The organism is Thermoanaerobaculia bacterium (genome assembly GCA_035260525.1).
Lineage (GTDB): Bacteria > Acidobacteriota > Thermoanaerobaculia > UBA5066 > DATFVB01 > DATFVB01.
On record DATFVB010000352.1, the window covers coordinates 1 to 11,535 of the forward strand.

15 protein-coding genes and 1 riboswitch are annotated in these 11,535 nt (G+C 64.6%); of the genes, 8 read left to right on the top strand and 7 right to left on the bottom strand.

From position 1 onward, the window contains the following. The 3 genes from VKH46_16660 to VKH46_16670 form a co-directional block, all read right to left on the bottom strand. The coding region (locus tag VKH46_16660) for an alpha/beta hydrolase (GenBank protein ID HKB72465.1) at positions 1 to 244 on the bottom strand (244 nt) is incomplete at its 3' end. Between the two features lie 75 nt (positions 245 to 319). Continuing rightward, a complete protein-coding gene (locus VKH46_16665) occupies positions 320 to 454 on the bottom strand; it encodes a hypothetical protein (GenBank protein ID HKB72466.1) in 135 nt (44 codons plus the stop codon). Positions 455 to 596: 142 nt separating this feature from the next. Then, on the bottom strand, positions 597 to 1,679 hold the full coding sequence (locus VKH46_16670; GenBank protein ID HKB72467.1) for a PaaI family thioesterase: 1,083 nt from the start codon (positions 1,677 to 1,679) through the stop codon (positions 597 to 599). 142 nt (positions 1,680 to 1,821) lie between these two features. Here VKH46_16670 and VKH46_16675 point away from each other — a divergent pair, with 142 nt between their 5' ends. After that, positions 1,822 to 2,349 (top strand): cytochrome c, encoded by a 528-nt coding sequence (locus VKH46_16675; GenBank protein ID HKB72468.1) that lies wholly within the window; start codon positions 1,822 to 1,824, stop codon positions 2,347 to 2,349. A 35-nt stretch (positions 2,350 to 2,384) separates the two neighbouring features. Here the strand turns inward: VKH46_16675 and VKH46_16680 are convergent, their stop codons facing one another. Together VKH46_16680 and VKH46_16685 are read right to left on the bottom strand one after the other, a co-directional pair. Next, on the bottom strand, positions 2,385 to 3,701 hold the full coding sequence (locus tag VKH46_16680; protein ID HKB72469.1) for a GGDEF domain-containing protein: 1,317 nt from the start codon (positions 3,699 to 3,701) through the stop codon (positions 2,385 to 2,387). A gap of 315 nt (positions 3,702 to 4,016) precedes the next feature. Next, complete coding sequence (locus VKH46_16685; GenBank protein HKB72470.1) at positions 4,017 to 4,409, bottom strand: SRPBCC domain-containing protein; 393 nt, start codon at positions 4,407 to 4,409, stop codon at positions 4,017 to 4,019. Between the two features lie 336 nt (positions 4,410 to 4,745). Between VKH46_16685 and VKH46_16690 the strand changes: the two genes are divergently transcribed. Both VKH46_16690 and VKH46_16695 read left to right on the top strand, forming a co-directional pair. After that, positions 4,746 to 5,042 carry a hypothetical protein gene (locus tag VKH46_16690; protein ID HKB72471.1) on the top strand — a complete coding sequence of 99 codons (297 nt, stop codon included), beginning with the start codon at positions 4,746 to 4,748 and terminating at the stop codon, positions 5,040 to 5,042. A 390-nt stretch (positions 5,043 to 5,432) separates the two neighbouring features. After that, a complete protein-coding gene (locus tag VKH46_16695) occupies positions 5,433 to 6,527 on the top strand; it encodes an endonuclease/exonuclease/phosphatase family protein (protein ID HKB72472.1) in 1,095 nt (364 codons plus the stop codon). Positions 6,528 to 6,687: 160 nt separating this feature from the next. Here the strand turns inward: VKH46_16695 and VKH46_16700 are convergent, their stop codons facing one another. Continuing rightward, complete coding sequence (locus VKH46_16700; GenBank protein HKB72473.1) at positions 6,688 to 7,134, bottom strand: DoxX family protein; 447 nt, start codon at positions 7,132 to 7,134, stop codon at positions 6,688 to 6,690. Between the two features lie 167 nt (positions 7,135 to 7,301). Here VKH46_16700 and VKH46_16705 point away from each other — a divergent pair, with 167 nt between their 5' ends. From VKH46_16705 to VKH46_16715, 3 genes are all read left to right on the top strand, one after another. Next, on the top strand, positions 7,302 to 8,222 hold the full coding sequence (locus VKH46_16705; GenBank protein ID HKB72474.1) for an NADP-dependent oxidoreductase: 921 nt from the start codon (positions 7,302 to 7,304) through the stop codon (positions 8,220 to 8,222). 217 nt (positions 8,223 to 8,439) lie between these two features. Beyond that, positions 8,440 to 8,865 (top strand): hypothetical protein, encoded by a 426-nt coding sequence (locus VKH46_16710; GenBank protein ID HKB72475.1) that lies wholly within the window; start codon positions 8,440 to 8,442, stop codon positions 8,863 to 8,865. A 160-nt stretch (positions 8,866 to 9,025) separates the two neighbouring features. Continuing rightward, a complete protein-coding gene (locus VKH46_16715; protein HKB72476.1) occupies positions 9,026 to 9,292 on the top strand; it encodes a hypothetical protein in 267 nt (88 codons plus the stop codon). Positions 9,293 to 9,417: 125 nt separating this feature from the next. Here VKH46_16715 and VKH46_16720 read toward each other — a convergent pair whose 3' ends face one another. Beyond that, positions 9,418 to 9,900, bottom strand: coding sequence for a nuclear transport factor 2 family protein (locus VKH46_16720; GenBank protein ID HKB72477.1), 483 nt, complete (start codon positions 9,898 to 9,900; stop codon positions 9,418 to 9,420). Between the two features lie 625 nt (positions 9,901 to 10,525). Continuing rightward, a riboswitch (SAM riboswitch) is annotated at positions 10,526 to 10,631 on the bottom strand. Positions 10,632 to 10,703: 72 nt separating this feature from the next. On the opposite strand from VKH46_16720, the gene VKH46_16725 reads away from it, so the two are divergent. Beyond that, positions 10,704 to 10,976 carry a hypothetical protein gene (locus VKH46_16725; GenBank protein ID HKB72478.1) on the top strand — a complete coding sequence of 91 codons (273 nt, stop codon included), beginning with the start codon at positions 10,704 to 10,706 and terminating at the stop codon, positions 10,974 to 10,976. A 9-nt stretch (positions 10,977 to 10,985) separates the two neighbouring features. Beyond that, on the top strand, positions 10,986 to 11,228 hold the full coding sequence (locus VKH46_16730; protein ID HKB72479.1) for a hypothetical protein: 243 nt from the start codon (positions 10,986 to 10,988) through the stop codon (positions 11,226 to 11,228). The last annotated feature ends 307 nt before the right edge of the window (positions 11,229 to 11,535 follow it).

Consider the following 11,535-nt stretch of genomic DNA (forward strand, 5'->3'; position numbering starts at 1 on the left):
GGAAGACGGGATCGGGCGCGCGCTCCGAACCGGTCGCCGGCACGACGACGACCCGCAAGGAGATCTTCCGGCCGGCCTTCCGGGCCCGGTTCTCCCAGACCTCCATCCGCCCGCAGCGGACTTCCCGCGGGACGCCCTGGAGCTTGCAGGGAGCAAGCGAGATCCGGGGCGCGGCGGCGGGGGCGGCCGAAAGTCGCGCCGCGAGCCCCGCCGCCGCCAGAATCGTCCACACTCTCGTCTTCATCATTCCCGACATTACGCGAAACGGCCGCCATTGTTCCGGTGCCAGAGCTGGTCTCGCGGCAAAACCTTCGGCGGCCTACTTCTCCTGCAGCCGGGCGATCGCGCGCCGGGCGTCCTCCGCGATCTCATGGTCGCGATGGTTCGCGAGCGGCTCGATCACCGGGATGATCGATTTGTCGCCCAGTTCTTTCTGCTTTTCGGGACGAAACATTCTGAGATTCCTTGCGGAACGCAGATAGATCCAGATGAATCAAGATGGTCGTCCCTCACGCGGGCTTCGTGCCCACGCCGCAGAACCGCCCGCGGCTCCGTGAAGCTCTTGCTGACGGTGAAACCGGCGGCCGCGAAGGGACCTATTCCCGATCCGGCCCCTCGGCGAGGATCTCTTCCGGCAGACGCCCCTTCACAAGCTCACGGACTCCCCCCTCGACGACGAGGGCCGACGAGGTCGCCATCGCGAGGCGCCTTCCCTGCGCGTCGTCGACGTCGCAGGACGTCACGCGCAGGCGCCGCCCGCGGTGGCGGACCGACGCCGAAAGGCGCAGGGGACCCGACCCGACGAGTGCAGGGCGCATGAAGCGGATCTGCATGTCGAGTGTGGCGAACACATCGCCGGCGCCGAGCGTCGAATAGACCGCTGCGCCCATCGTGAATTCGGATGCCCACGCGAGCACGCCGCCGTAGATCGCCGCGCTGCCGTTCGAGAGCCACCCGACAGACGGCAGAGTGGCGTCGACTCGCCCGTCCTCGACGACGGTCGGCCGGTACCCCGTCAGCCGCCAGACGGGAAACGTACGCTCGCCGGCGACCGTCTTGCGCTGCAAATCGATCGGAACGCCGTTGACGATTTCATCGATGGAAAAGTACCCGTCGTCGGGCGCCGGCCGGCGGAACGGGTCGGGCTCCGAGCGATGATCACCCTCCGACGGCCGGGAGCCGGCCTCGCCCTTCGCGGGCACGTCGACGATGAGGCACCGGCTGCTTCCAAACGCGAGCATCCGGCCGTCCTGGTCGGTGATCTGGATCGTCGAGAGCCCGACCTGTTTGCCGGAATGCACGGTCTCGGCGCGGCCGACCATGTTGGCGGTCTTCCGGCTCATCGGGCGGACGAAAGACATGTTGAGCTCGGAGGTCGTGACGGCCTTGCCCGCCGGCAGCGTCGTCCAGATCGCCGAGGCGAGCGGGGCGTCGGCGAAGAGGGCATACACGCCGCCCCAGTACAGCCCGAAACCGTCCTCGAGCCAGCGCGTGACCGGCATCGTGAAGGTCGCCTTCCCGAGCCCCGCTTCGGTCGGACGCAGCCCGACGAGCCTCGAGACCGGCGGCCCCGGCAGCTCGCCCCGGATGAAGCGCTTGAACGTCTCGAGCCCAGGCTTTTCGAAGGTCCTCGGATCCCCGATCGCGCCCCTGAAGGCCTCGTCCGTGATGTCGTGCATCGCCCCTCCCACCTGGCGGCTGGAGCGAGTATGCCCCAGAAGAAGCCGCCGGGCCGCTCCGCATCGACGCCGGAGAAGTGTGTCGATGCGGCGAAGGTCACGCATCGGCTGATATTCTTGGAGTCGCGAAGGAGTCTCCGCCATGCTGAAGGGCTTCGTTCTCGGGGTCGTGATCGCCGTCCTGCTCGCTGCCGGCGGCGCCTATTTCTATTTCGCGTCGGGCCGTGCGCCGGTTGCCGCGTCGGCTCCTCCCATGCCGTTCGAAAAAACGTTCGCGCGAATCGGGCTCGATGCTTACTTGAAGAAACTCCCGCACCCGAAGCCTCAGGTGCCCGCCGATGAAGCGAACCTCCTCGCCGGGGCAAAGGTCTACGAACAGAACTGCGCCGTGTGCCATGGCCTGCCGACGATGGACAAGACCTCGATTGCCCGCGGCATGTTTCCGCCGCCGCCGCCGCTCTTCCAGGGAAAGGGCGTGACCGACGACGAGGAGTGGGAAACCTACTGGAAGGTCGAGAACGGCATTCGAATGTCGGGCATGCCGGAGTTCAAGGGCAGCCTCACGGAGACCCAGATCTGGCAGGTGACGGTGCTGGTGAAGAACGCGGACAAGCTCCCGGCGGCCATCCGGAGCGATCTCGCTTCAGCCTCCGCGGCGCCGCCTATGTAGACCTGACCCCAGGGCGGCCTTCGCCGCCCGGGCGCTTACGACGCCTGCGACAGGCCCCCGCCGGCGCCCGCGTCAGCCAGGAACCGGATCCATCCGCGGCGACACGCTTCGTCGAGGTCGATCTCCAGAAGGGCAGCGGCGTCGGGAAGGCTTCCGAATTCCTCGCCGGCAGCGATGCCGACCGATCGGTTTCGTCCGTTTTCCTTCGCGTAATAGAGGCAGCGGTCCGCGAGCGCCAGCACGTCCTTCCATGAGAAGAGCGCCGGCCGGTCTTCCGAGAAGGGAAAGACCGCGCTTCCGATCGAGCAGGTGAGACTCAGAACCGGTTTGGAGCCGGATTCGATCCGGGCACGGGCGATCGCGAGGCGGAGCCGCGCGGAGACGTCCGCCGAAGGTCCCTCGATGTTGCGGGCAATGACGAGGAATTCCTCTCCGCCCCAACGCGCCACGATGTCCTCTTCCCGCAGCGCCGCGCGGATGGTCCGTCCGACCTCCACCAGGACCCGGTCGCCGGTCTCGTGACCGTAGCTGTCGTTGACCGTTTTGAACTGGTCGAGGTCGAGCATCATCATCTGGAATCGGTAGGGAGCGCCCTTCGAAGCCCTCGAGCCCGCGATCGCGGTTCGCACGGCGAGCGAGGCGTCCGAAGGCATGAATTCGGTGACGTGCCGCCGGTTCGGAAGTCCGGTCAGGGGGTCACGCATGGCGAGCTGGGTGAGCCTCCGCCGGAGAACGAAGCCTTCCTTCACGGAGGAATGAATGAACGCGTGCATCATCACGAGGCACACGATGTAGAGCGCGAGCATCAGTGCAAAGACCTCTCCCGGCCCCGGAAGGGGGAAAATGGCCGCCAGCACGACGAGCACCCCGACGTTGGGCAGGGCGAACAGCAGGAAGGCGACGATGCTTCCGGCCAGGCTGACGAGAGCCAGAGACGTGATGGCGACCTGGCAGGTGGCGAGAATGACGATCGGAATAGGCCCGGCTCGCGAGTAGGACAGGAAATTCACGACGCCATAGGCGATCCCGATCGACGCCGTCAACGCCGTGAAGACCCAGAATCGCCCTCGGACGCTTCCGGTCCGGGCGAGCAACAGGTCGGCTCCCCACCGCAGCACGATGAGCATCAGGGCGAAATCGAGAACCCAGTCGACGGCGGTGCCATCGTCGGTTTCGGAGCCGAGAACCATGTGGAGGAAAAGCCAGAAGGCGACGATCAATACGACCGTCGTAGAGCCGTGGCGGTAGAGGTCAGCGGTCAGGTCGCCGTCGACGGCATCCTTGAGCTCGCGCGACTCGACCGTCGAAAGGCGATCTCCGCGCGCTGCGAGCCCGCGGTCAATCGAACACATCGAGAAGCCGGGTACCGCAGTTGGGACAGCGTCTGGGAAGACGGTCCGCCCGGACGGCGGTTCGCTTCCAGGGACAGTGTGAGCACTCGAGCGTGATCGGGAGATCCGCGGCCGATGACGGCTCGGCGAGTGCTCTCGGTATGGATGGATCTGCGGTTGTAATCTCCATGAGCGGGGATCCTCCATCCCTCCGACGGAAGCAAGTGCCTCGCCGCCCATAAGTTCATGTCTCTTCACGATTCCTTCCCCGGGGGTCCGCTTTTCGCCCGCCCGGTCTGGAATCCGGACGAAGTCCGGTCAAAACGCGCCCGCCAGTTACTTCTTCAGGTACTTTCGCCAGGGCGTCCAGTAATGCGTCTTCCACCCTTTTCTGACACCCTCCGCGTCGCGATCCGAGACGTTGACGTGCGTCATCTCGATGCGGCCCTCTTTGCCCTTTCCGGAGAAGGCGAGGACGAGGATCGAATCGGGGTCGCCTTTCCTGAAGTTCGTCGAACGCCACGCCTGAACGATGAGCCTGCCGGGAACGGTCAGCAGAATGCGTCCCGAGATCGCCCCGCCGAAGGCCGAAAAGGTCGACCCCGGCTCGGCGGAAATGTCGACCGGCATTCCGGTGAACGCTCCGTGGGCCTTCGGGTCGAGGTACATCGAATAGAGCTTCGCCGGGGAAGCGGGAAGCGCGACGACTTGGTGAACGGTCTTTGTCATTTCCTCGCCTTTCGGTTTCGAGCGGCCTTGCGCTCGAGGAAAGCATAGAGATCGGCAGCCAAAACGGGTTATCGGATTCCTGCGCCGAGCAATTCCAGCCGACGCGGACGAGCCATCGCGCAGAAATTACCATCACCCAATAACCCAGGAAAAACCGTCCCCAAAGAAGCCGATCGCTCGCGCTTTCAAAATGATCTTGCTGCATCATCCAAATCAAACCCGATCCTGCTACCGTAAAAATTCTTCTGACAGACGGCCTCGGTCCCTTGCCGAGACCGACCTTTCATCTCGCGGGGTCCCGATGAAGGGTCTTGCTCAAGGGAAAGGAGAGATCACATGAAATTCGCACGCAATGTCCACTTCCAGATCAAGAAGGGCAAAGAGACTGAATTCACCAACCTCTGGAAGAAGGAAATCCTTCCGATTCTCCGGAAGCAGAACGGTTTTCAGGAGGAAGTGAACCTCCTCAACCCGAAGGGCGCGGAGTTCATCAGCCTGTGGGACAACCGGGAGAATGCCGAAACTTACGCGACCGCGACCTACCCGCAGGTCCTCGCGAAGCTGACGCCATTGCTCGACGGAACGCCCAAGGTCGAGACTTACGAGAACGCCTCGAGCTACGCCCGACTGTAACCGGTATCCCTCGGCGCGAAGGCGCCTCGGTCAGAGAGGCCCCCGCGAGGGGGCCTCTTTTTGTGTTACGGGGATTCCGGCTTCGCATGTCCCGGCCAACGCGGCGCGCGGTCGGATCTACGACATGAATTAAGCAGGTGCCTCGAGCTGCGAGTCCTTCCGCGGCGCGACGAAAACCGCGAAAGCATTCCACTTCCATTCGCATTACGCGAGTGAAGAACACTCGGAGCGGGAAAGCCGATCGCCGGTGTGATTCGTTTGGATCATGGACTCTTCCGGCAGACAGGGCGAATCTGCAATCTCCCGGTACAACAGGCGCGCCGAAAAGAATGCGTGACGCCCTGACGACGATTTCAGCCAGTTTCCGGTAACGGAGAAAAGGAGGACATCATGAGTTGCCGTCGCCCCGGAGCCCTTTTCCGGCTGCCGCTCCCTGCCGCTGCAGCGGTCATTCTTCTTCTGGCGGCCGTGCAGGCCTCGGCCGCCGGCCGTCCGCAGCCGTTCTCCCCCGCGCACGACGTCACGGTGATGACTCAGAACCTCTACCCCGGGTTCTTCGAAAGCGATGTCCTGTCCGCCCAGACGCCCGAGGAGCTCGTCGCGGCGGCTGCCGACGCCTGGCAGGCGATCCACGACACCGACTTCCCGGCGCGCGCCGACCGCATCGCGGAAGAGATCGCGTCCGCGAGACCGGATCTCGTGGGCTTGCAGGAGGCCTTCGCCTACACGGAATTCGACGCCGAGTTCAACGTCGTCGAGTCGATCGACTTCCTCGACATCCTCCTCGAAAAGCTCGCTGACCACGGCGCGCACTACCGGGTCGCGGCGTCGGAAACCGACATCGACGTCTTCCTCCCGATCGACTTCGAGGGCGACGGCGTCGAGGCGACGGACCGCGGCGCCTTCCTCGTGCGGACCGATCTTCCTTCCGGCTTCCTGCGCGTTCTCTCTGCCAGCTCCGGCAACTTCGACGCGCACATCGAGTTCCCGGTGCTCGACGGCTCGATCCTCATCCAGCGCGGCTGGCAGTCGGCGGACGTCTTCATCCGCGGACGCTTCTTCCGCTTCGTCAATACGCATCTCGAGGATCTCGATCTCGACGTCCAGGCGGCTCAGGTCGCCGAGCTTCTCGCCGGCCCCGCCGACGGCGGCGGGCTTCCGGTCATTCTCGTCGGCGACTTCAACTCCGACGCGAACACCGACGAACCCGGCTACGCCGCGGTCCTCGCCGGCGGGTTCGCCGACACGTGGCTCGACCTCCATCCGTCGGATACCGCGTACACGTGCTGTCAGACGCCGGACCTTCTCAGCCCGTACGCGCTGAGCTTCCGGTACGACGTGATCTTCCGGAAGGACGGTCCGACGACGCAGGACATCTTCCTCGTCGGCGACGAGAATGCCGATCGGGTTCCTCCGCCGAACGGCCTGTGGCCCTCGGACCACGCCGGGGTCGTCTCCACGCTCCTGCTGCCGGATCTCGACTAGATTTCCCGGAACGGGACAGGCGGCCGGCGGGCCTCGTGCTCGCCGGCGGCTCCTTTTTCGCGGTCAGGCGGCGAAGGGGATCCGGCGACAAAGGCACCTCCTTCGGAAGAGCCGGTCCCCGCCCGCCGCCGAATCGAATGGATTCGAACGGAAACCCGCGTCAGCCGGCCGCCGTGCGGCGCGGCGGATACTCGACCTGGGGAATCTCGCTCGCGCGGCCCGCGGACTCCACGCTCGCGTTCCAGGGACGCGGGATCGCCGCGAACATCCACGCCGCGCCGAGAAGCGCCATGTTCTTCGTGAAATTCACCATGTCCGCCATCCGTGCCGCGCCGGCTTCCTTCCAGAACGCGTGCATGAAGATCGACACGGGAATCAGGAACACCGTGATCGCCGTGATGCCGACGACCGGCTTCCAGCCCAGGAGGAAGCTCACGCCCGCGATCAGGAGAAGCACGCCGGCCGCCGGCACGGCGATCTCGGGAAACGGAACGCCTTTCGATGCCGCGAATCCGGCGAGCATCGTCCGGTTCACGAAATGGTCCGCGGCGTTGTACAGGAAGAACGCTCCGACGATGATTCTGCCCATCAGGAATGCCGTCTTCATCGGGCCTCCTTTCGTTTGCCCGACGTCGAATCCTGCAAGATTCATGAAAACTTGGGCGCGCCGTCGGCGCTTCGACGGTTATCGTGTATTGTGTGGGACCGGCCTCGTCGGCGCCGGAACCATTTCGGCACCCTGATTGCAGCCGATTCGACCTCACGGAGGTCGTCATGAAAGCCGCTCGGATCCACGCGTTCGGGAGCTCGAAGAAAGTGAAGGTCGAGGAGGTGGAGCGGCCCAGGCTCCGAAAGAACGCCGCGCTCGTCCGTGTCCACGCGGCGGCCGTCAATCCGGTCGACTGGATGGTCGTCGAAAAGATCTACAACCCGAAAGGAATGGACAAGGTGCCGCTCACGCTCGGCCAGGACTTCGCGGGCGTCGTCGAGGAAGTTGCGCCCGGCGCGCGAAGCCGGTTTCGCAAAGGCGACGAGGTCTTCGGCGAAGCGTGGGGCACTTTCGCGCAGTACGCCGTGGTTTCGCTCAAGGACCTCGTGCGCAAGCCCGAGTCGCTCAGCTTCTCAGTCGCCGCCGCGACGCCGATGCCGGCGCTGACCGCCTGGCAGATGGTGATCGACACCGCGAAGGCGTCTCCGCAGAAAGTCTTCCTGATCCACGGAGCGAGCGGCGGCGTCGGCTCCTTCGCGGCGCAGTTCGCCAAGTGGAAGGGCGCCCACGTCGTCGCCACGGCGAGTCGGTCGAGCTTTCGTTGGCTCGAGTCGATCGGCGTCGACGTCCTGATCGACTACAAGAAAGAACGCTTCGAGAAGCGTGTCACCGGCGTCGACGTCGTCATCGATCCGATCGGCGGCGACACGCAGAAGCGGTCCTGGCAGGTGCTGAAGAAAGGCGGAATGCTGATCAACCTGATCGGCGAGATCGACCGGGCGGCCGCGAAGAAAGCCGGAGTCCGCGGGGTCGTCTTCGGCATGACGTACGACACGGACGATCTGAAGCGGATCGCGAGCCTGATCGACCGAGGCATCGTCCGGCCGCACATCACCCGGGTGCTTCCTCTGGGCGAGGTCCGACGCGCTCTCGACATGAACGAAGAAGGCCGCTCCCACGGAAAGATCGTGCTGAGAGTGGCGTAGAGGGTCCGTCCGCGCCCTTACAGGCGCCGTTTCGGCAGCAAAATATATAATAAAGCGTCGACCCCAAATCGCCGATCGAATTCCCTGCCAATCTTCAATCCACTCGAGCCCGTCATTTCCCGAGTGAGGACAAGCGCGGCGACCTTGTCGTCGCCCTTCGCGAGCTCCGCCGCGCCCTTCCGAATTTCTCTGGTATAAATATACTTGGAGGTCCAACATGAAGAGAGTCGCCACTCTGCTCCTGTCCTTCGTCACGGTCCTGTTGTTCGTCCAGCCCGCGCGCGGGTCCGGCGATCCGAAGAAGCTCGAATCGACTCCTCAGGCGAAGGCGTACCTCGCCCAGCTCGCTGCCGTTCAGGCGGGCGATTGGGGCGCCTACGAAAAGGCCTCCACGAAGAAAGCCTTTCTCACCGACGAGAAATTGATGAAGGCGACCAAGAAGACACCGAAGGCCATGCTGACGGTCATCAGCCACATGGCGCCGAAGGAAGTGACGTTCACCTCGCTCGAGGTCGAGGGGAACAAGGCGACGCTCACCGCGTCCGGAATGCTCGACGGCGCGATGAACAAAGGGACGATCCGGATTCTGCAGGAAGACGGCCAGTGGAAGGTCGACGGGCAGAGCTGGTCCGACGCGAAATAGCCCGGCGCGGCGACTGCGCGTTCTCGACAGGTTCGCGATCGGCCGGATCGGCTGATCCCGGTCCTCGTTTGATCTCGGGTTGGACGATCCGAAGTCGGCCGCTGCGATGCATCATGCCGCCCGCGGGACCGCGCCGTATGATCGGTCGCGGAGGGTATCGATGCGGAAGAAGACGTGCGTGCATTGCGGATCGAGGCGAGGCAACCCGATCGGCAGCCTCGCCGCGGCGGTCGGGGCTTCGGCTGTGGGCGCGCTCGCGATCGGCGCCGTGTCGATGGGGGCCCTGGCCGTCGGAGCTGTCGCGATCCGGCGACTGGCGATCTTCTCCGGGCGCATCGGAAGGCTCTCGATCGGCGAGCTGGAAGTGGGAAAGCTGACCATTCGGGAACGATCGCCGGAAACCCCCGGGACGGCCGCCGCCCCGTAGCACACGAATTCAGCCGGCCGGCGAGGTCGGGTCGGGCGCGATGGCGGACTGACCCCACATCCCCCCGAAACGAAACGTGCCGGGCGAACCCGGCACGCTGAATCGAAGGCTCGAGCTTTCCGCGGCTACTTCGCGGAAGCCGGAGGCGGGAGCAGGTGGAACGCTCGCGCGTCCGCCAAGGCCCAGTGTCCGCCGCGGTTCTGGTACACGCTGGTCACGTGATGCGGGAACGGAGGCGCCGGGTTTCCACTCGGGTCGATCACCCCGGTGATGGTGGCGTCCCAGTCTCCGACCATCACGTCGTCGCAGGCCTTGCGCAGCGTGAATGAGTCGATCTTGTAGGTGCTCGCCTTCATCATGCCGGACAGCTCCTGCTCGAAGAGCTTCTCGACCTCGGCGCGGTTGCTGCACTTGACGCCGAACGGGTTGATGAGGGTACCGTCGTCCGCCCAGACGGCAGCCAGCTTCTTCGCGTCGTGGGCGTTCCAGGCCGTCACGAAATCCTGGTTGAGCTCCTTGATGGCCTCGGACGGCTCCGCCGCCCGCGCCTGAACGGGCATGCCCGCCACCGCCGCCGCGAGCGCGGCGCTGAGGAAAAGTTTTTTCATTATTGCTCCTTGGCCGGATCATACCGCGAGTCGACCCGCTCCAGGCGATCGCGGCTTTCCCGGTGATTTTGATCGTGATTCTTCCGTGGGGATATGTCTTCCGGCATTACCCGAAGAAGCCGGAGCGCGTTGGCGGTAGATTTCGCAAAGATCAACGGAGCGTAGGCGGTCACAATGTATTACGAAGGCCAGACCAGGTTCCGGCCGGCAGAAAGGGAACAAGCGCGCTCCGCGATTCGTCAGCCGACCTCTGGCTCCTTCATCGCCGCCTACCCGTTGATCTCTTCTTCCGTCGCGAGGAGCGTCTGACAGCGGGCGCAGCGGACGCTCGAGCGATTCTCGAGACGGCACTCCGGGCAGATCCGAATCGCCCCGCCGACGACATACCAGTCCGGCCTTGGCCGACTCCCCACTGCCGAGGGCCACGTGAACTCACCGGGACGCATCCTCGAGCAGACCCGATGCGCCGCATGCAGCTTCGCGACGACCCGAGGTCTCGGCTTTCCCCGGAAATCCACCATCTTCCCTCCCCGGCGGGAGGGTTCTGGCCCGGCTCACGCTGCCCGAAAAACGAAAATCCCGCGGATCGCCGCGGGACTCGACGCCGTGGTCTTGCTCGGCTCGAGCCCAATCGTTCCCGTCTCCGGGCTGGCTTTGGCACCTTGCGGGCGTTTCGCAGGTTGCCGGGCGGTCATCGGGCCAGATCCCTCGCGCCTCTCTCGATATCGGGCGAAGTATAGCGCTGTCGAGTCGGGGTCGCCAGCGGCTCCAAGAGGCGACCAGCACCACAATGGTGCATAACGGTGTATGATGACGCCACGCCAAAGACGTCGACCTCCCTTCGCCAGACGGTGACTCTTCCCCAGCCGATCGCCAGCCGGGTTCGCTCGATCGCGAAGAAGCAGCGCACGAGCGCCAACCGCGTGATCGTCGAGCTCATCGAGACTGGCCTGGATGCCCGAGAGCATGAGAAGAGGCACTTCTTCGAAATGGCGGACCGCCTGACGAAAACGTCCGACGCCGTTGAACAGCGGAAGCTCAAGGAAGAGCTGGCCCGAATGACCTTCGGCGATTAGCGGTGGTTCGTGCCGAAGATCCGATGGACTGATCTTCCCGCCGCTCTCCGTAACCACCTGTTCGACCGGCTTCGGGATCGCCAGATCACGGCGGATGATCTCTACCAGCTGAAGATGTGGCGAGAGTCTGAGCCGGAGGCCCCGGACGGTCTCGGGTACAAAGACTTCGGATCTTTCAAGATCTGCGGCGAAGGGCAATTTCCGAAGACCTTCCTGCTGCGCGGACAGGCAGCGAGAGGTCATAGACTCTAGACGTCCCTGGTGTACGGTCCCGCCGGCTCGAGACCCGCCTGCAGCCCGGACTGCCCCAAACCCGCCTCCTGATCGATTCGATCCTCGTTCCAGCTCCCTGCAGAAGAACCGTCCTCCAAAATCTCTGCCAATCGAGGAGAAACCCCGTTCATCATGGGACCGTGCCCGAACCGTTCCGGGCCGGATCAGGAACGCACGACCACCAGCACCTTGCCGGTCGTGGCGCGGCCGGCGAGCGCGCGGTGCGCGTCGGGAAGCCGATCGAAGGAAAACCGCGGCCCGAGGATCGGGGCGATCTCTCCCGCGC

What these genes read in the sequence shown, in the direction of transcription:
- VKH46_16665 (HKB72466.1), bottom strand. Translation starts at nt 454, where the DNA reads ATGTTTCGTCCCGAAAAGCAGAAAGAACTGGGCGACAAATCGATCATC.
- VKH46_16670 (HKB72467.1), bottom strand. Translation starts at nt 1,679, where the DNA reads ATGCACGACATCACGGACGAGGCCTTCAGGGGCGCGATCGGGGATCCG.
- VKH46_16675 (HKB72468.1), top strand. Translation starts at nt 1,822, where the DNA reads ATGCTGAAGGGCTTCGTTCTCGGGGTCGTGATCGCCGTCCTGCTCGCT.
- VKH46_16680 (HKB72469.1), bottom strand. Translation starts at nt 3,701, where the DNA reads ATGTGTTCGATTGACCGCGGGCTCGCAGCGCGCGGAGATCGCCTTTCG.
- VKH46_16685 (HKB72470.1), bottom strand. Translation starts at nt 4,409, where the DNA reads ATGACAAAGACCGTTCACCAAGTCGTCGCGCTTCCCGCTTCCCCGGCG.
- VKH46_16690 (HKB72471.1), top strand. Translation starts at nt 4,746, where the DNA reads ATGAAATTCGCACGCAATGTCCACTTCCAGATCAAGAAGGGCAAAGAG.
- VKH46_16695 (HKB72472.1), top strand. Translation starts at nt 5,433, where the DNA reads ATGAGTTGCCGTCGCCCCGGAGCCCTTTTCCGGCTGCCGCTCCCTGCC.
- VKH46_16700 (HKB72473.1), bottom strand. Translation starts at nt 7,134, where the DNA reads ATGAAGACGGCATTCCTGATGGGCAGAATCATCGTCGGAGCGTTCTTC.
- VKH46_16705 (HKB72474.1), top strand. Translation starts at nt 7,302, where the DNA reads ATGAAAGCCGCTCGGATCCACGCGTTCGGGAGCTCGAAGAAAGTGAAG.
- VKH46_16710 (HKB72475.1), top strand. Translation starts at nt 8,440, where the DNA reads ATGAAGAGAGTCGCCACTCTGCTCCTGTCCTTCGTCACGGTCCTGTTG.
- VKH46_16715 (HKB72476.1), top strand. Translation starts at nt 9,026, where the DNA reads ATGCGGAAGAAGACGTGCGTGCATTGCGGATCGAGGCGAGGCAACCCG.
- VKH46_16720 (HKB72477.1), bottom strand. Translation starts at nt 9,900, where the DNA reads ATGAAAAAACTTTTCCTCAGCGCCGCGCTCGCGGCGGCGGTGGCGGGC.